Below are 17,661 nucleotides of genomic sequence, written 5' to 3'. Positions count from 1 at the left end.
TAATTCAAAATCTGATTCTATGATCGTCACTAGCAACTTCCGCTTACGTCTCCTTCGTTGTAGTGCACTTGCATTGTTTTCATGTTTTGTATCGGATGCAAAAGCAGACTTGATTCTTGAATTTGGACACGCTGGAGTTCCATTCGTGTCGGGCTTGGGTGGTGGATCCGCGATTGGCGTTGCTCCCGACACTCGAATAAGCATCGACGTGTTTGTGAGCCAGGATAGTGGTGACGGAATTCTCGATGGGCCTGGGCTTAGCTCATTCGAGTTTAATTTAACGCTAACTAGTCTAGCGAACGACAACTCGGTTCAGTTCGCGGCAGTCGACACTGACGTGGAGAACTCATTTGCTTATTCAGCAGATTTCCCAACGTTTCGTTTGCCTCAAGTATCGGGAGGGATCAGTTACCTAGTGGGTGCTATCGGGCAGATTGAATTTACCGCTGACGGGAACATTGTCTTAAATGCTGTGAAGCCCACTCTGTCACTACCCAATTCGGTTTTGCTCGGAACCGTGTTGGTTGACATCACTGATTTGGCGACAGGAGGCTACATTCTCAATGCGACGCCGAATTCCGAAGAGCCGTTTCTTACAACGGGGGTCGGAATAGAAGGGAGAGCGGTGTCGCCAGTCGTTAGCCCTTTATCTATTCACGTCATTGCAGTGCCCGAGTTAAGCTCGTCCACGCTTTTCGCATTTGCGATTCTTGTCGGGGGGGGGATGTCCATCCGAGGGAAACGCCGGCACTCGCTTTATGGCTCTGAAAGCCTCATTTAGTTCTGCGTTTTCAAGATTCTTTTGTTGGCAAAAGTGTTGCCGTTCCGATTACACTTCGTTGTACTACTGACTTGTGCACTTTTAAAACGATCAAAATTGCGTCATGGCGAACACTAAATCCCTACGGCACGCCATGCTTTGCGTGGCGTTTTCTGTAATAGCGTCTCCAGCTTCGGCGGCGATCCTGCTTCAGATCGGCCAGAACGGAAACATTGGCACTCCGGTCCTTTCGGGATCGAATGGCGAGACCGTCAAAGTACAGTTCTACCTATCTCAGACAGGTGATTTCGCCGGATCGCCTGACACTCGGTTGAATGATCTCGGTGTTGGTAGCTTCAATTTGATCTTTGATCTCGCCCGCACCGATGGCATCTCACTTGGCGGCTCGGGGACATTCGAATTTGCGTCAGGACTAGATTTCAACACGCTCGAAGACACCAGCAACCCTGCATCGGGCGTCTACGCGGCTTCGTCGGATATAGCCCCCGGTGGCTTTGACTTTTTGCCAGTTACTGTTGCTAGCGGGGTAAACTCTATTCTGCTGGGCACCGCGAGTTTAGATTTGGGACCCACGGCGAGCGGTACCTATGGGCTGACGCTTACACCCGATGCGTTTGGCGGCGTGACGCTCGGACCGTCCCCGCTTAATTTCGTTTCTGCTGCACCAGCATCCGCAAACTTGCAGGTCGTTGCGGTTCCCGAACCGACATCTTTTACCGCAGCCGCTACCGGGCTTGCCATGATGGTGGCAATACGCCGTCGACGAAAGCAATAGTTGTTGATGGGCCGGCCGTCAATATTTCAATCTTGGGTGCGCGCGAACGCGGACGTTTCTCGGCGTAGATGTCACGCTCGGCGACTACTTTTCGAATCGCTGGACCATCGACGGACTCTTGCCGGCGATGTCGAAATTGTCAGCAATGGAATGGGTGACGTCGCTACCTATCGAAGGACACTCGATCTAGATGGCGAGGTGACCTATTCGCCCCTGTCTAGTCTAGCAAAGATCGACGCTTCGACGATTGCGAACGATTTGGATGCTGGTCATCGTGTCGTCGTCGACACCACTATCGACACCGAATCCGTCAGCGGCAATATCACGATTGGATCAGCGATCGTTAAGCGTACGGCGGGGCCGGCCGGTTTGACGTTTCAGGCTGACAATGACATTGTCGTTTTAAGTTCGATTCGCAGCACTGGATCCAGCGATGCTGCGCTCGAACTAACCTTTAACAGCGACCGTGATAACGTCGATGGTGGACGAGTTCTTATTGATGCGGCTGCAAGTCTATCGACGCTTGGCGGATCGGTCACGATTGGCGGCGGTACTGACCCGCTCACGATTCCTGCGTCGGGAAATGCCGGTGCACCGGACGGTGTCGTTATCGACGGCAGCATTTCGACGGGCACGGGGCAAGTATCCGTTCTAGGAGTTGGCACAACCGTTTTGCCGCTCGATTCAGCGGCCTCATCAGCCAGCGGTGTTGTGATTGGTGGTGTGATCCGCACAACCTCTGGATCGGTGCTGATTGTTGGATCCGCAGGGGATGCACAGAACGATAGTGATGGTGTTCGGTTTACAGGTCAGGTTATCAGCCAGTCTGGTTTTGTGGCGGTCGATGGAACCGTTTCCGGCATCGGAACCGCGGTATCGTCAAATAACAACGGCGTTGAACTTCGAGGTGGCACGATAACATCGGCGGGTAACATTGACGTTTTCGGCAATGTGGAAGGCTCGACATTAAGCGGAACAGGTAACCACGGCGTCCTGCTCCATTCGGCAGCCCGGGTCGTTTCGATTGCCAGCGCGAACGTTGACACAGCCATCAAAATCCAGGGCAGAGTAAACGCGCCGCAGGCCAGCGACTCGGACGGAGTGCACGTTACAGGTGTCGGATCCGAGATTCTTAGTGATGTCGCGAACATTGCGATCACTGGTTCATCGGTTGGCGGCGGTCGCAATACTGGAAACGACGGAGTCGAATTGTTCGCGTCCACGTTGGTGACTTCGATCGGGTTTGCAGGGCGTTCGGGTGAAGTCTCGTTGACTGGTTCGAGTGACGGTGGACGCGGCGTGCGAATCAGCAATAACGTCACCATCGCATCACTGGGGGATAGTAGATCCGCAGCGATCAAGATCCTCGGCACGCTAGAATCGCTTCCAACCGACGATCGAGTCGCTGTTGAAGCAGGCGGTGACCTGGATGCAAAGTCCGTTTCGATCATTTCATCGGACTCGGTTGTTGTGAATGACACTGCGGTAATTACATCCGATGAAGTTTCAATATCGCTTGGATCCACCGGCAGAATCGCGAATAGCATCTCGATTGACCTCGAATCCATTGCAAGCTCGAGCGGATCGTTCACCATCGAGGGCAAAGGCTCGCTAGATCGGTTGCAGCTTAGCAGCGAGTTCCTGTCGCGCGCTACCACCGATGTCACCGGAGCGACTATGGCTTCGTTGGTCGCAGACGGTCGTCGTATTGATCTGCTAAATGTCGGAATGATCGATCTACTAGCAGATGTCGCTCACTCTTCGGTCATTCTGGGCAATCAGTTGAGTGAAACCGTCACGGTCGAAACAAACGTCAACGACAACTCGATCCTTGTTTCGACGAACGCTGGATTTGCTGTCCAGACCCGGCCTCAACGAACTTTTACGTTAAACACCGGCCTCGGTGACGACTTTGTAGACGTTACATCCTTTCGCACATCGCTAACCACAAGTGCTTCTTTTCAAGATGGTGACGCGGTCGCCAACGATCAATGGACGCTGTCCGGTGACTTCACCAGCACAACGGGAACGACGTCCTTGAATGTCGATGCGGCCAACGTTCGTGTCTTTGCGGATGTCGATTCGGTAGCGGCGAACGTTGTATTGGGGCGTAGCCAATCATCAAGCTTGATCGAACTCGACCAGACACAAATTATCGCTGGCCAGATTAATTTTGTCGCGCCCGTTCAGATTCAAAACAACGCAGAAATACAGTCGCTTGCTAGTTCAATTGACTTTGCGGAAACGGTCATAGGCCCGGGGAATTTATTGATCGACAGCGCTGGCTCGATCCGCTTTTCGGCGGGTGTGGGCGGCTCTGTCCCAATCGGCAGTCTCGATGCCCAGGCGGTTGACGAGGTTCTGCTACTCGAAAGTGTGATTTCCAATGGAGATTTGCGTTTCCGTACACCGGTTCAGTCAGTTGGACTTCTACCGTCACAATTCACCAGTCTGCGCGGCGCGGTCGCATTCGATTCGACACTCGATGCTGCGGACGGCCGCTTGATTTCCATCGACTCCAGTCTGCCCACCCGTTTATTAGGCGAGGTTGGCGGTCGTTCGGCGCTTGGTGGACTAGTAGTCATCTCGGGCGGTCCACTTCGGATCGGCACATCGCTTCAAATCGACGGCAACGTTGATTTAGAAGTCCGTGACTCGGTCGAGGGCAACGATTTGATCGTCGTTTCAGACGGCGCATCGATTCAAGCTTCCGGATCGGTTCGAATCAGCGCGGGTGACGAAATCGTGATCCAATCGGTCGCAACAATCGCGGCGGATTCGGTGACGCTCGATGTCGACTCGTCGCCGATCTCAGCAAACGATCCTGGTGGTACAGTATCTGTCCTGGGCAGGACGGAGTCACGGTCGGGCCCGATCATCATCAGCGGCGGCAATGACGACGACGACTTCATCATCGATCTGGCGACTCAGCGAACCACACGCGATTTTCACGTGCTTGGCGGAAACGAAGTTTCCGCCGGTCGAGGCGACCGAATCGCTTTCTCGGGCGCGAAAAGTGTTTCGCCACAATCGATCTCAATGACGCTTACCGAACAGTCACAAGGTTCAATTCGGCTTAGCGATGGTCCGAGCATTTCGTTCGACGATGTCGAACTGGTGGAGACGGACCAGGCGTCGGAATTGGTCCTAAATTTCGACGCAATCAGCAATTTGGACTTCACCGTTCGAGACCACAATCAAGCAGGTTTGAACGAAGTCGTGGGATCTAACGGACTGCAAACACGAATCGTGTTCGCGAATCCAACGGAGCAAATGAAGATCTTGTTGTCCGACGGAAATGACAAGGCAACGATTGAAAAACTGGACAACGCTTTTGCGGTTCCGACGTTCATCGACGGTAACGATGGCAGTGATGAATTATGGGTTCAGGACGCTAGTTTCGCCAACATCAATGGCCGAGCGTTAGACCTCGCGGAGCTCGAGAATGTTTCGATTCAGGACAGCGATTTTGCCGGAAACCAAGCCGTCTCTGGTGCGGCAATCCGCCTGCAAGGCGGTGTGATTGACGTCGCGCGCTCGACCTTCTCGCAAAACACCGCCATCCGCCGTGGCGGTGCGATCGAAGTCGTCGATGGCCGGGTCAGCATTCGTGACAGTCTGTTTCGTGGAAATGCGTCCGGTGACAACGGCGGAGCATTGTTTGCAATGTCGTCGACCGGGCTATCGGACGCGGTCGAAGTCGCATCAACGATCTTCGAACAAAACCAGTCCGACGCTAGCGGCGGCGCAATCATGCTCCAAAACTTGGACGCGTCGTTTGATGATGTGACCTTCATCGGGAACATTGCAACCGGGAATGCTTGGCAGATTTCAAAAGGCGGTGGACTTGCGATCGTTGGCAGTGAAACATTCGAACCAGTGGTCGAATTATTGAATGTGACGCTTGACCAAAACTCAGCCGAAACCGGCGGAGGCGTTTCTGTCGTGGACGCCCGCTTGCAACTTGTTCGTTCGATCGTCACCGCAAATCGTGCGAGTTCAATTGTCTATGGCGGAGGCGGCATCGAAGTCACGGCGACACGATCCACCAGTTCCGCCTCGCTGTCGGTTACCGATTCTGAAATCAAAAACAACGTCGCGATTGGCGAAGGCGGCGGGGTCATGTTGGTCGGCGTTGGCGCGACAATCAACGAAAGTTCGATCGAATCAAACTCGGCCGAGAACGGTGTTGGCGGTGGCATCAGTGCCTACACCAACGGCATCACTGGCGATCTGCTGATCACCGATTCAATGATCATTGGAAACCGTGCGGGCAAATCCGGTGGCGGAGTTGCGATTGTAGGCATCGGTGTCGACTGGAACCGAGTAACCGTGACCGGAAACCAAGCACGTACCTTTGCGGGCGGTCTCGACTTTATCAACCACGACTCGCAAACCTCGCGATCGATCGCTGAATCTTCCATCACCAACAATACTGCGTTAGCTGGCGAAGCGGACATCGCCCAAACCGGCCTTCCGCTGCAAATCACAGTGTCCACCGCCGGCGAAAGCGAATTCATCTACGACGTCAATCGCGATGGCGCAGTAACTTCAATGGATGCACTTCTGGTCGTCAACCGAATTGCCAAGATCGTGGCGACTGGCGAGCAAACATCCGCCAATTCAATTACCCGGTTGGCCACCGACGTCAACGCAGACGGCGAAACGACGGCGCTAGACGCACTGATGATCATCAACCAACTCGCCCGGCAAACGCTCGTCCAAATGAACTCTGGCCTACGGGCAATCTCGACCGACGTCGACGGTGACGACGAAGTCGGTGGAGAGTCACGTTTGTTTTAGCATTTTTGCTCGGGTGGCGTTGAGTTTAAACCTCAGCGTCGTCTGCTCGTCTGCTCGTCTGCTCGTCTGCTCAGCAACTCGGCGCTGGCGCATCCTGACCTACTCGTCACCATCATCACTCGTCGGCGTCTGCGTCTGCTTCCCGACCGCGAGTTCCGCTGCCAAGTCTTTCGCCGCCTTCAAGTCCAACTTTCCAGTTCCCAGCATGGGGATCGCTTCGACTTCGACAAATCCGTCGCGACCGGGAATGAAAAGATTTGGCAAACCTGCTGCGCTCAAACCCTTGCGGATCTCGTCGATATCCTTGGCCGTCGGCAAGTGCAGCACGATCAAACGTTCGCCCTTTTTGGGGTCCGGCACTGCCGAAACGCAGACTCTCAACAGGTCGTCATCCTCGCCTTCGGAGAACAGCTTTGCCAGTTCTTCCTCAATTCGAACATGCGGCACCATCTCGCCACCAATCTTCGAAAAGCGACTCAACCGGCCCGTGATGTGGATAAATCCTTGGTCGTCCACATTCGCGATGTCACCCGTCACATACCAACCTTGCTGGATCGCTTTCCCGGTCATTTCTTCCTGATTCGCATAGCCGCACATGACATTCGGTCCAGTCACCAACAGCATCCCGTCTTCGCCTGCCATCAACTCATCGCCCGAATCCGGCGAAACAATTCGAGTTGAAATACCCGGCAGCGGTCGTCCCACCGACCCTTCGATACGGTCAGCTTGATAGAGCGCGGACGAGCGTGACGGAGGAATGTTGACCGAAACCAGCGGACTAAGTTCGGTCGTGCCATAGCCTTCGACCGGTCGCACACCAAACTTCTTTTCGAACGCATCAAACAGTTCGGCCGGCATCTTCTCGGCACCCACAACCACCACATCCAACTTCGAAAACTGCTCGGGCGTGACCCGCCGCACATAACCACGCAAGAATGTCGGTGTCGCCAACAAGACAGTCACGCCATATTTCTCCGCCAACTTTCCGACTTGCTTGGAATCCAGCGGATTGAAGTGATAGACACCTCGCGGCCCGAGCGCCATCGCAGCCCACAACGTCACCGAATAACCGAACGAGTGGAAGAACGGCAGAATCCCCAGGATTGTGTCGTCCATGTCCAACTTTACCGCGCGCTCGATTGCGTCCACATTGTGACTGATGTTGGCATTGCTCAGCAGCACGCCCTTGGGCATCCCAGTTGAACCGCTGGTGAAGATGATGGTCAGCAAATCATCCGCTTTGATCTTGTTTAACCCCAACACTCGGTCCAGCAACCAGGCCGGCACCAAGGTGGCCTGAATGAATGCCAGCGCCTTGTCGAGTTTCGTGACCTTGTCTTTTAACGAATCAAGCAGCACGACTTCGGCGTCCATCTGCAAATCGATCTTCGACAAAAACCGTTCGCTAGTCAAAACGTGCTTGATACCGACCTCTTTGATGCAGTGGTTAACCACATCACTGCTGACCGTGTAGTTCAGGTTCGCCGAAATCCGCCGATCCATCGCCAACGCGATGTTCACGATCACGCCACCAACGCTTGGCGGCAACAAAACGCCCACATACTTCTCGTCATCGGAAAAGATTTCACGTCGCAACGTCCGCCGGAGCGCCAAGATGCGAATCAACATCTCGCGTCCCGTTACTTCGGTGCCCATCGAATCAGCCGCCTGCATACCACTGCCGCGACGCCGACAAACCCGGATCATGCGTTTGGCAAGCACTGGAAAGATCGATCGATGTTCGATCGTCGCTTGCGCGCCAAGTGCTTGCACCCGAGTGCGACAGATTTCCAGTGGTGTATCGTTTGGCAAGGGCTCGCCAATGTAGAGCGTCAGTGTTCGGCGAAACTGTTTCGGCCATTTGAAGAAAAACTTCCCGCCCGAAAAACTGAAAATACTGCCCCACATCCCGTCCATCCACATCGGGACGATCGGCGCCTCGGTGCCTTTCACCACTTTGCTAAGCCCAGGCCGAAACCCCTGCAACTGACCGGTCCGGCTTAACGTGCCTTCGGGAAACAATCCAACCACGTCGCCATCGTTCAGGGCCTGACGCCCAGCCTTCAGCGCCCGCCCGATCGACTTGACGTTCGACATCATGAAGATCGTGTCGAAGGCATTGCCTAAATACGTCGCGATCGGGTGAGTGAAGTTGCCTCCGTCGACGATAAACCGAACATTCCGAGGCAGCATCCACAGGATCAAAATCCCGTCGATCCACGAAACATGGTTGCTGATCACCGCGCACCCGCCCGTGGTGGGCAAATTCTCGAGCCCCACGATTTTGCGGCGATACAGGATCGGCAGCAAAATCTGGAACGGCAGCCGAACGAATCGACGTGGCGAAATGATCGCCAGAACCACTAAACCAACAACGACAATCGCAAGGATCGCCAACGCAATGAGCCAACCGTTCACTCGAAGTTCCCAACAAAGAAGCGAATTACAACGCTGATAGAGTAACGAATCTGCGCCGTTGTTTCGCTACCAATGCCTAACCGCCGTCAAATCGCGCTCAAGGCGGGCAAGCTTATCCCCAAAATGCCGCCAGCGCGATATGCTGGAGATCCGACTTAGCGAGATTCACCCCCGACGGTACGTCCATTGTCCATGTCCAGCGCATCGAAAATCGAAATCAGCACCGAACTCCTTCGCTCGCTGCACCGAATCCATCGTCAACGAACCGACGTTCGTTCGCGGTTAGACCGTGGGCCAAGACAAATCAAAGCTGGCGAATTGATGGTCGCTAAGGCCACCGCCGACGCCAAAGAGGCCCTCGCGGCCGTGCGAGCCGCCAAGCTGGTCAGTGACGAAAAGCAGCTTCAACTCTCTAGCCGCGAAGCCAAAATTACGGATCTCGAATCCAAACTCAACAACGCTGCGAGCAACCGCGAATTCTCGACACTGAAAGACCAGATCGCAGCCGACAAGCAAGCCAACCTCGTTTTGAGTGACGAGATCTTCGAAGCTCTCGAATTGATCGACCAACTCGAAGCTGCCGCCAGCGCCGCGGAACTTGAAGTTGCCAAACAAGAATCCGACCATCTGGCTCGGACCCAAGATGTCGAGTCAAAACGCGAACAGCTTCAAGAGGATCTCGATCGCGTTGAGTCGCAATTAGCGGCTTACGAAGAAAAAATTCCTGCTGCAGCCAAGGGCGAGTACAAGCGGGTCACCGATGCAAAAGGCGAGGACGGTCTCGCCGCCGTGGAAGATCAGTCCTGTGGGGGCTGCTACCAGACGTTGACGACCCAGCACCTCGAAACACTTCGCATGTCAGTCCTGCTACGTTGCCCAAACTGCAACGCCTTCCTGTACATGCCCGAAGACCTGCGACCGTAATCCAGCGACCGCAAACTAGCGACGACCTACGTTACCTATCATCCCCAACGTCAAACCGCAACGACGTCAATCCGAAACGACAGGGACAGCCTCATGATCTCGTCGATCTCGTTAAAGCAGACAACGGGCTCGCTCGCCGTTGTGATTTTGCTGTTGATCGCCTTCATCGGCGGTTGCGACACAAAGTCCGCGGTCGAAACCGCCGCGGGCTCACCGGACTCAATCGCCGAAGTCAGCCATCGTGCCGTCGTCTTCAAGGAACTCGTCGCCAGCAATCGCGAAGATGACAACTCGATTACCGATCTGTCATTCATTGATACTAACGGCGACACGGTCGCACTGAAGTCTTTCGAAGGCAAACAAAACGTCCTGCTCGTCTTCACCCGCGGATTCAGCGGCATGCTGTGTCCGTTTTGCACCACGCAGACGTCGCGGTTGATCGCGAACTACGACGAATTCAAGAAACGGAACACGGAAGTCCTGTTGGTCTACCCAGGATCGACAGACCAGCTTCCCGAATTTCAACAAGCCAGTCGCGAGTCGACCGATCTTGACGCTTTCCCATTCCCAGTATTGTTAGACGAAGACCTCGCAGCCGTCAAAAAACTAGGCATCGCTGCTCACCTCGCGTTCCCATCCACTTTTCTGATCGACCGAATGGGCAATGTTCGGCTCTCCTACGTGGGCTCCAGCCCTTCCGATCGTCCGTCAATCAAAGCGCTGCTGGAACAGATCGACGCGATCCCACCGAACTAGCCTTGCGGTCTGAATCGAGATTTCGCTCATCTTGCCGAGACTGTTCAAGCGGAAACACATAGAGTACCGAAATTTTTTCCAGATTTTTCGGCGGCCTATTCTTGCCCTGTTTCGGCACGACATCGATCGTTCTGCCAGCCGTTATTATCCACCCAGCCACTACAATTAGAGCCTAAACTGTGATTATCGTTGGCATCGTTGGTAGTCCTGCGGGGGGCAAATCGACCGTTGCTGCACGCCTACAGGAACTCGGGGCGACCTGGATCAACGCAGACCGAATCGCTCACAGCGTCCTCGAACAGCCCGATGTACGCCGGCAACTGATAGACCGTTGGGGCACCGGAATTGCGGGTCACGACGGCCAAATTGACCGTGCAAAATTAGCTGACTTGGTTTTCAGGGCTGACGATCCAAATCGAACCGCATTAAACTATCTTGAGAGCTTGGTTCATCCGAGAACTCGGCAGCTTATCCAACAAGAACTTGAAAAAGCCGCTCACGCCGGCGCACCGGTCGCCATACTGGACGTGCCGCTTTTGTTCGAATCCAACTGGCATCTCGCCTGCGATCAAATTTGGTGCATCGACGCTTCGTTCGAAAAACGGTTAGATAGAGCCGCCAGCCGAAACTGGGATGCGAACGAACTCCGCCGCCGCGAAACCAACCAACTCGACATTCATCGAAAGAAGCAGCTCAGCACACTGGTCATCAACAATTACGGGCCCCTTTCGGAACTTATCGCAAAGGTCGACCACAACTACGAACGACTCTCCCTAGCCCCCGCCGACAATTCAAAGCACTGCATCTGAGGCGTGACGCACTCGCGACCTCCAGGCATTGCAACTCCTCACTGCCCCTTCCAACTCTTCCCTTCCCTCTCTGCCTTCCCTCCTCCGCTCTTCTCTTCTCCTAAGTCCATCATGGCTCCTAACCGGCATCCCTCCAGGGACAATTCCGGACCGAATCGCAAGACTGGTCCGCGCGAGTATCGTGACTACCGGCGATCGCAAAGCGGTCCGCGGCATCCCGATAAAGAAGTCGACCAACGGATACGCGAACTCGACGCCGAACGTGATCCGCTGTCACTACCCGAAGAAATCGTCAGCGAAGCAAACAAAGCTGGAAAGCGTGTTGGCATCCCAACGACAAACAACACGCAAGCTGTCTGGAGCATCTCGGATCTCCAGAACTCGTCGCTCGAAACTCTGATTGAACTCGCACGCGCCGACGGCCTGCCTGTTTCCGACACCGATACTGACACCGACGGCCATATCACGTCGCGTCAACAACTGATCTTCCAAATCCTCAAGCATCGCATGAAAGCGAATGGCTTGATGTACGGCGAAGGTACCCTCGAAATCCTTCCCGATGGATTCGGGTTTCTCCGTTCACCGCTGTACCACTACTTGTCCTGTCCCGACGACATCTACGTTTCACCAAGCCAGATCCGGCGTTTCGGTTTGCAGACCGGTTCTCACGTGGCAGGGCAAATTCGTCCGCCAAAAGAAAACGAACGCTACTTTGCGCTCTTGCGAATCGAGGCCATCAATCGCCTCGACCCGTCGGCGCGAGGAAAGGCGATTCCGTTCGAAGAACTCACGCCGCTCCATCCCAACTCGCGCATCATCATGGAACACGATGCGGCCGAAATGTCGACACGCGTCGTCGACATGCTGACGCCGATCGGGTTCGGACAGCGCGGACTGATCGTCAGCCCTCCGCGTGCGGGCAAGACGATCTTGATGCAACAGATGGCGCGGGCCGTTCTGAAAAACTATCCCGACGCCTACACCTTCATTCTTCTGATCGACGAACGTCCAGAAGAAGTGACGGACATGAAGCGCGAAATCCGCGGCCCACAATGCGAAGTCATCAGCAGCACGTTCGATGAACCAGCCCAGCGACACATCCAAGTCGCCCAGATGGTCATCGAAAAAGCCAAACGGATGGTTGAATCGGGTACCGACGTCGTAATCTTCCTCGACTCCATCACACGGCTAGCCCGTGCCCACAACTCCGACGGTGAATCAACCGGCAAGTTGTTGACGGGCGGTCTCGACGCCGGCGCACTGCAAAAACCCAAAGCCCTCTTCGGGTCGGCCCGCAAGGTCGAAGAAGGTGGCTCGTTAACGATCCTCGCCACCGCGCTGGTCGACACCGGCAGCCGCATGGACGATGTTATCTTCGAAGAATTCAAAGGCACCGGAAATCTCGAGATCGTCCTCGACCGAGAACTCGTGGACCGGCGAATCTGGCCGGCGATCGATATCAGCAGCAGTGGCACTCGCCGCGAAGAAATGCTGATGGATCCCGACGAATATCGCCGAGTATCGAACCTTCGTCGTGCACTCGCCGAAATGTCACCTGCTGATGCGATGAAAACTCTGATTACGGGTCTGTGTAAAACCCAAAACAACGCTGAATTCTTACTGAGCCAAAAAGATGTCGACTGATAAAATGCCAGCTTCTGCCGCACGCGAAGGCGAGATTACTGGTATCGAAGGTGATCTACCCGAAGGCAAAGTCGTCATCGTAGCGAGTCGCTACAACGGCGAAATTTGCGACGCCCTCGTTGATGGTGCTGTCAAAACGATCCGCGACGCAGGATACCCTGAACACCTAACGCCAATCGTTCGAGTCCCCGGCGCATGGGAACTCCCAACCGTCGCACGAACCGTCGTTGATGATGATGACGTCGTCGCCGTGATCGCATTAGGATGCGTCATCAAAGGTGAAACCACCCACGACGAACACATCAACCGATCCGTCAGCAGCGCGCTGATGGATCTAGGTGTCGAAAGTGGACTACCGATCGGCTTCGGTCTCCTCACCTGCAACACCCTCGACCAAGCCAAAGCCCGCGCCGGCGGAAAAGTTGGCAACAAAGGAGTCGAAACCGCCGAAGCTGTTCTCGAACTCCTACGCCTCAACCAAAAGCTAACCGGCGACACCTAGGATGCGTCAGACGCCAACGTCTCGCACAACGCTGTCGTAGCGAAACACGTCGAGACTTTCGACCCGTCAGCCGCCAACACGTAAGAGAACGTTCGGTTTAGCGCATTGAGTCCGGACCGTATTTTACGAATGTAAATTCACTCTCCCTCGGGCATTGGTATCTACACAAGTCTGACGAATTGAATCCACCCTCCCTTGGGAGGGTCGCGGAGGAGCTTGCGACGACGCGGGGAGGGGCGTCTGGCAAGATGGGAAGTCTTCGTCCGTCGCGGATCCCCTCCCCGAAACCTCGTACCTCGGATCCGACCCTCCCCAAGGAGGGTTAAGATTAGTTGTGTAGATACCAATGCCCTTGGGAGAGTCGCGTCTATGCGAGGAGATAGCCGGTCACTTGACCCCTTCCCTCGCTTACGCTCAGGTCTTCCTTAAAACACGAAGGCGAGCCACGCGGGGCATTCTCATCACTGGTCAACTCGCACAATTTGCTTTTGAAAGCCGAAACACGAAATTGATCGGGCTTGCCCCCCATCCTTGTCAGCGAACCAAATAATTCGACGGCGTCTCACGAACACCATTCGAATCGTCACCTGCTTGGACGTCGCCCGCTTGGCCGTAACTGGCAAATTCGTCTTTCGCAAACTCGTTACGTCCCGCATCGCCTCGCCCTGAATCGCCGAACCCTGAATCGCCGAACCCTGCTTCGCTAGGCCCTGCTTCGCTAGGCCCTGCATCAACACGCCGCCGATTCGCGTCACCCGTCAATCGATCCAGCGGGCTAACCACTCGCACGCCGGGTCGGTTCATGACATGCGTGTAGATCATCGTTGTCTTGACATCGCTGTGCCCTAGCAACTCTTGCACTGCCCGGATGTCCGTGCCCGTCCACAACAAATGAGTTGCGAAGCAGTGCCGAAACGTATGGCTAGTCACGTGCTTGTCGATGCCCGCCTGGTCAACCGCCACTTTCAAATGTCGCGGGAACGTTTCGTAGTGCAGATGGTGTCGGTGACGATCGCCGGTTCGCGGGTCACGCGACAATCGATGCGAAGCAAACAAGTACTGCCAGCGAAACTCACGATGAGCCGTCGGATACTTGCGATGCAGTGCGTGTGGCAACCATACCGACGCCGTACCATTCGCTAAGTCATGCTCATGAAGCGCCCGCCGAGACTCAACGTATCGTCGCAACGGTTCGGCAAGCTCCGCTGGCAACGGCACCAAACGACTCTTGTTCCCCTTTGCTCCGTGGATCTCAATCAACCCATTGTCAAAGTCGATGTCTTTCACTCGCAATCGAATCGCCTCACTGATCCGCATACCGCATCCGTACAACAACTGAGCGATCGTTAAATGAAGTCCCTCCAGTCCGTCGAAAACCAAAGCCACCTCGCGAGTGCTCATCACCGTCGGGACCTGTTTACCTTTGCTCGCGCGGATCGCTTCGATCGGCCCCATGTCACGCTTCAGCACCAAAGTGAAGAACTTCAGCAAGCCGTGGAACGCAGTGTTCTGCGTCGACGGGGCGACGTTGCCATCGACAGCAAGATCCGTCAAATGAGCCTCGACATCTGACGCCCCCACTGTCGCAAAATCGGCCAAGCAACTCAGGCCGCGATCCGCCATGAACGCTTTTACTTTGGCGACATACGAACGCTCCGTCTGCAACCGCATGCCATCCTTGCGGAGGGCCCGTCTGAATTGCTGAATTGCATCCGGTTCCTTCGGATCAATCTTGCCAACCACATCCTCGATCGTGTCATAGCCGTCTTGCTTTGCTCGTTCGTTAGCAACGATTTCTTTCATCTTTTCAACGATGAAAGAGAACGGATCGATCGGCAACTCTTGTTCAAACCGACGATAGACCATCAGCCCCTTCAGGATCTTCATGCGTTTCCATGCCGGCATCCGCTGGTCACGTTTGGATTGCAAAAACAGGATCACATCGTCGGGTGAAAAATCCCAATTCGGCTTACCGCTGCGCTTGTGAAAGTGGCTGAACTGCTTGAACCAAATCTTGGCCCACTTCAATTCCTGCTCTTGTTGCGATGGCTTTTCAAACATTGACATGTTCGCCGCTCCCTTGCCCTAACGTTCACCAAGGCGGCAACCAGCGATCACGCCAACCAGCCCGCCAACAACAAACAGCGTTTCTTGCAATTCGCCCGGCCGTCTACATCTCAGTCATATGCACGCCGAACCACTGCATTAACGTACACCAGTCCGCGGGAGGGTCGCAACAGCGCCACGGGATAAACAGCGACCTCGGAAGCCAGAAACACCGAGCAAGCAGTCACAAGCAATACAGGGTCATTGCAAGCCAGATGCGGCATTTCAGGCACGATGCGCGAGCAAGTGAACTCACAACCAATCCACCCAGCATCGATCCCGCCCATTCCCCGAAACGCCCTCACCACCTTGTCGCCTCAATTCCCGAACCGAAGCAGGGGACCCCAGCATTATGTGATTGCATCCCCCACCAGAACCGGTGATAATAAGCCCATGACCAACCCGGTACCGAGAGCTCGTCAGGTGATAATAAGTCTGCCCGCCCCCCACGGTACCGAAGGTCCAACACGTGATAACAAGTCAAATCACGGTATTAACACTCACCTCAACAGGTGAGAAACAAGTTATCCGATTGAAGCACATGATGTGGGCGACGCCATACCGTACAGGCGGACTACGTATTCGCGGACACCGTGCTTCAACCGACGTTCGCGACGCAATCGTTCGCTTCTCGCGATGGCTTCGGACTGCCTACACGTTTCCCGTTCGTTGTCCGGTCTACCTCTCGCCGCACGCTGAACTCACGACAATGCACGGGACAACCGCGTCCGCTACGTTTTTCGCTCCATGGCAACCTAACGTTGAACCCTACATCCGGATCGCGACTGGCGACTACCGTAGGCCGAGCGCGACACGCGATCGTGACGACGCCCTGGCATCCTACCTTCACTCTCTTGCACACGAATTGGTACATTACTGGCAGTGGATCGACACTGGGAACATTACCGAACGTGGTGTGATCGTTCGCGCGACCAAGATCGTTGATCGGTATGCACTCACGACGGACCATCCGTGACCTCTTGCTGACGGATAACCATGGGTTGTTACGGAGCGGCGGTGGTCGCCGTTTTTTTCTGCTTGCAAGTCAATCGCCGCCGCCCGCAAAACCCTACCGTTATCCGACTGAATGACCCTACCCACGAATATCTAGACAACATTGCAACCACTAATATTCCTCATTGTGACGGCGATGCTCGCAATCGGGTGGGTTGCTGGCGAGGCCAACGACACGCCGTGGCTTCGACGCGTGACAGCACCGCTCTTCACACTCGCTGCGTGCGGAATTGTTGCTGCCTATTGCACGCTCGCCACTTCTTTCGATAACTCAATCCGCTACTCTGGGGCGATAAAACAGTTTATCTCCGCCGTGATAGAAACGTCTGAACGTGATGGCAATGACGCCGCACTTGACCAACTGCGCCAATTCGACTCCGATAGCATCGAAACCTACCAAGGTGGCGCTCTGTTGGAATGGCTTGCTGCTCCCATTGTTCCCGATCCTGACTCCCCCGAAAACGACGGATAACCAACGGTTGCAACGGAGTGGCGGTGGTCGCCGTTTTCGTTTGCTTGCAAGGGCACTCCCGCCACCCGCTGAACCGAACCGTTCTGCCAGTGAACCCAGATGATCCATTGACGCAACATTCTGAGCCTTACCGCATCTACTGGCGTGATGATCTCACGTTCGAAATTTACAATGTTCGTGAATTTCAACCTGACTGCTTCGTCGGCGAATACGTATCAAATGAATTGCATCCCCGCGTCCGCCGTTTGTTCGACTCTTCTAATGACCTGCTGCCCGAGGGTGACAACTATGCAGGCCCTGGATTTGTTGTAGCGAACTGGTCGGTTCAAGCCCCCGGTGGACGTCGGGTGAAGATCAACTTTCCCGTGCCAAAGTATGACGAACACAGAATCGCATGGAAACTGCTCGATGACGGTTGAGCGAGACGGACGCGTACTTGAAAGCCAAAAGGCAGAACAATGCCGTGCACCTAAGCGGCCGAAACACGCGTTTTTGAACACAAACTTAATCGCGGCCGCAAGGTGACGGCAGGCGTTACCCGACGAAAATAGAACGTTGACCTACTCAATCATCTGTACTTGCGGCGAATCGGTTTCTGTGACGCCCGCGCAGGCTGGCGGGACTTGCACGTGCGATTGCGGCGCGACTAATTCGGTT

General features: G+C 54.9%; 13 protein-coding genes. 11 read left to right on the top strand and 2 right to left on the bottom strand.

All coding sequences use genetic code 11. From position 1 onward, the window contains the following. The first annotated feature begins 19 nt into the window (after window positions 1-19). From Poly59_RS25330 to Poly59_RS25320, 3 genes are all read left to right on the top strand, one after another. Window positions 20-781 (top strand): hypothetical protein, encoded by a 762-nt coding sequence (locus tag Poly59_RS25330; RefSeq protein ID WP_146536941.1) that lies wholly within the window; start codon window positions 20-22, stop codon window positions 779-781. A 103-nt stretch (window positions 782-884) separates the two neighbouring features. Next, window positions 885-1,556, top strand: coding sequence for a hypothetical protein (locus tag Poly59_RS25325; protein WP_146536940.1), 672 nt, complete (start codon window positions 885-887; stop codon window positions 1,554-1,556). Window positions 1,557-1,592: 36 nt separating this feature from the next. Further along, complete coding sequence (locus Poly59_RS25320) at window positions 1,593-6,359, top strand: dockerin type I domain-containing protein (RefSeq protein ID WP_186776515.1); 4,767 nt, start codon at window positions 1,593-1,595, stop codon at window positions 6,357-6,359. A gap of 99 nt (window positions 6,360-6,458) precedes the next feature. Here the strand turns inward: Poly59_RS25320 and Poly59_RS25315 are convergent, their stop codons facing one another. Beyond that, on the bottom strand, window positions 6,459-8,777 hold the full coding sequence (locus Poly59_RS25315; RefSeq protein ID WP_246151940.1) for an AMP-binding protein: 2,319 nt from the start codon (window positions 8,775-8,777) through the stop codon (window positions 6,459-6,461). Window positions 8,778-8,969: 192 nt separating this feature from the next. On the opposite strand from Poly59_RS25315, the gene Poly59_RS25310 reads away from it, so the two are divergent. The 5 genes from Poly59_RS25310 (at window position 8,970) to ribH (ending at window position 13,412) form a co-directional block, all read left to right on the top strand. Then, window positions 8,970-9,701: a zinc ribbon domain-containing protein gene (locus Poly59_RS25310; RefSeq protein ID WP_186776587.1), complete on the top strand. Its 732-nt coding sequence runs from the start codon at window positions 8,970-8,972 to the stop codon at window positions 9,699-9,701. Between the two features lie 93 nt (window positions 9,702-9,794). Beyond that, window positions 9,795-10,457 (top strand): peroxiredoxin family protein, encoded by a 663-nt coding sequence (locus tag Poly59_RS25305; protein WP_146536937.1) that lies wholly within the window; start codon window positions 9,795-9,797, stop codon window positions 10,455-10,457. Window positions 10,458-10,636: 179 nt separating this feature from the next. Beyond that, the gene (gene coaE, locus Poly59_RS25300) at window positions 10,637-11,266 is read left to right on the top strand and encodes a dephospho-CoA kinase (RefSeq protein WP_146536936.1); all 630 of its coding nucleotides are present in this window, start codon (window positions 10,637-10,639) and stop codon (window positions 11,264-11,266) included. A gap of 111 nt (window positions 11,267-11,377) precedes the next feature. Continuing rightward, window positions 11,378-12,910, top strand: coding sequence for a transcription termination factor Rho (gene rho, locus Poly59_RS25295; protein WP_146536935.1), 1,533 nt, complete (start codon window positions 11,378-11,380; stop codon window positions 12,908-12,910). Continuing rightward, window positions 12,900-13,412, top strand: coding sequence for a 6,7-dimethyl-8-ribityllumazine synthase (gene ribH, locus Poly59_RS25290; RefSeq protein WP_246151939.1), 513 nt, complete (start codon window positions 12,900-12,902; stop codon window positions 13,410-13,412). The genes rho and ribH overlap by 11 nt, the downstream gene beginning before the upstream one ends. Window positions 13,413-13,946: 534 nt before the next feature. Here ribH and Poly59_RS25285 read toward each other — a convergent pair. Continuing rightward, complete coding sequence (locus Poly59_RS25285; RefSeq protein ID WP_222436170.1) at window positions 13,947-15,479, bottom strand: integron integrase; 1,533 nt, start codon at window positions 15,477-15,479, stop codon at window positions 13,947-13,949. A 508-nt stretch (window positions 15,480-15,987) separates the two neighbouring features. Here Poly59_RS25285 and Poly59_RS25280 point away from each other — a divergent pair. From Poly59_RS25280 to Poly59_RS25270, 3 genes are all read left to right on the top strand, one after another. Beyond that, window positions 15,988-16,494, top strand: coding sequence for a hypothetical protein (locus tag Poly59_RS25280; protein ID WP_146536934.1), 507 nt, complete (start codon window positions 15,988-15,990; stop codon window positions 16,492-16,494). Between the two features lie 141 nt (window positions 16,495-16,635). Then, the gene (locus Poly59_RS25275) at window positions 16,636-17,004 is read left to right on the top strand and encodes a hypothetical protein (RefSeq protein ID WP_146536933.1); all 369 of its coding nucleotides are present in this window, start codon (window positions 16,636-16,638) and stop codon (window positions 17,002-17,004) included. A 107-nt stretch (window positions 17,005-17,111) separates the two neighbouring features. Further along, on the top strand, window positions 17,112-17,423 hold the full coding sequence (locus tag Poly59_RS25270) for a hypothetical protein (protein ID WP_186776514.1): 312 nt from the start codon (window positions 17,112-17,114) through the stop codon (window positions 17,421-17,423). Window positions 17,424-17,661: the final 238 nt, after the last annotated feature.

Origin of the sequence: Rubripirellula reticaptiva, from assembly GCF_007860175.1 — a bacterium.
Lineage (GTDB): Bacteria > Planctomycetota > Planctomycetia > Pirellulales > Pirellulaceae > Rubripirellula > Rubripirellula reticaptiva.
This window is presented reverse-complemented; position numbering and strand designations above follow the sequence as displayed.

Excerpts from the sequence above, each read along its gene's own strand:
- Poly59_RS25330 (WP_146536941.1), top strand. The coding sequence starts at position 20 with ATGATCGTCACTAGCAACTTCCGCTTACGTCTCCTTCGTTGTAGTGCA.
- Poly59_RS25325 (WP_146536940.1), top strand. The coding sequence starts at position 885 with ATGGCGAACACTAAATCCCTACGGCACGCCATGCTTTGCGTGGCGTTT.
- Poly59_RS25310 (WP_186776587.1), top strand. The coding sequence starts at position 8,970 with ATGTCCAGCGCATCGAAAATCGAAATCAGCACCGAACTCCTTCGCTCG.
- Poly59_RS25305 (WP_146536937.1), top strand. The coding sequence starts at position 9,795 with ATGATCTCGTCGATCTCGTTAAAGCAGACAACGGGCTCGCTCGCCGTT.
- rho (WP_146536935.1), top strand. The coding sequence starts at position 11,378 with ATGGCTCCTAACCGGCATCCCTCCAGGGACAATTCCGGACCGAATCGC.
- ribH (WP_246151939.1), top strand. The coding sequence starts at position 12,900 with ATGTCGACTGATAAAATGCCAGCTTCTGCCGCACGCGAAGGCGAGATT.
- Poly59_RS25285 (WP_222436170.1), bottom strand. The coding sequence starts at position 15,479 with ATGTCAATGTTTGAAAAGCCATCGCAACAAGAGCAGGAATTGAAGTGG.